1 protein-coding gene is annotated in these 944 nt (G+C 67.1%); it reads right to left on the bottom strand.

Annotated elements, in window-relative coordinates; translation table 11 throughout:
- Positions 1–944 (bottom strand): type VI secretion system Vgr family protein (locus tag CFB41_RS37000; protein WP_144030006.1); only part of this gene is annotated, 944 nt, incomplete at both ends.

Raw genomic sequence — 944 nt, 5'->3', positions numbered from 1 at the left:
GCCGCGATCTCGATCCGGTCCGTCGCCGACACCACCTTCACCGCCTTCTGCGCGGTCACCTCGATGTTGTCCGACTGCGCCTGGATCTCCACCTTGCCCTTGCCCGCGAACAGCTTCATCCCCGCGTTCTGTACGAACAGGCTCAGCTTCTGCCCGATGCTCCCGATCAGCGACTTGCCCGCCGCGACGTGCACACTCTGCCCGCTCGCCACGTTCACGTGATCGTTCGCGACCACATGTACCGACTGCTGCGTCGACATCCCGATCCCCGACGGGCTGCCGAACAGCATCACCGGCTCCTTGAACGCGTTCGCGTTACCGGTGCCGCCGCCTGCCGTACGCCCGCCCGACGCGCTACCCGATGCGCTGTCCTGCGTCGCATCCGTGAACGCGCGCATCGTGTCCTGCGCGTCCTTCAGGCTTTCCGCCTGATGCTGCTCGCTCACGCCCGACATCGCCTCGACGAGGCTCTCGCCCGTCACGAGCTGCTGCTGCGCTTCCTTCACGTCGAGCGGCTGGCTGTTCGCCGCCTTCGGGTGCGTCGTCACGTACAGGCCCTGGCTCGCCCGCACCGCGCCATACGCATCCGAGCGCAGGTCGAACCCGCTGCCGAGGTACGACCCGCGCGAATTGCCGTTCTGGTCGATGATGTAGCCCAGATGCAGCAGGCTGTTCGCGCTGCTGCTCATCAGCTGCACGCGGTTCTGCCCGGTCGCGTCGTCCATCACGAGCTGGTTGTAGCCGCCGCCCGAATACTCCTTCGACCGATACCCGGACAGGATCCCGTCGGTATGCCATTGCGGCTGGTTCGCACCGTTGTACACGCGCCCGACCGCGAGCGGCCGGTCGCAGTCGCCGCCCACATAATCGATCAGCACTTCCTCGCCGATGCGCGGCACATGCACGCCGCCGTAGCCGCCGCCCGTATCCGACTGCACGACGCG

The sequence above is a fragment of the Burkholderia sp. AU33803 genome, assembly GCF_002223095.1.
Taxonomy (GTDB): Bacteria; Pseudomonadota; Gammaproteobacteria; order Burkholderiales; family Burkholderiaceae; genus Burkholderia.
This window is presented reverse-complemented; position numbering and strand designations above follow the sequence as displayed.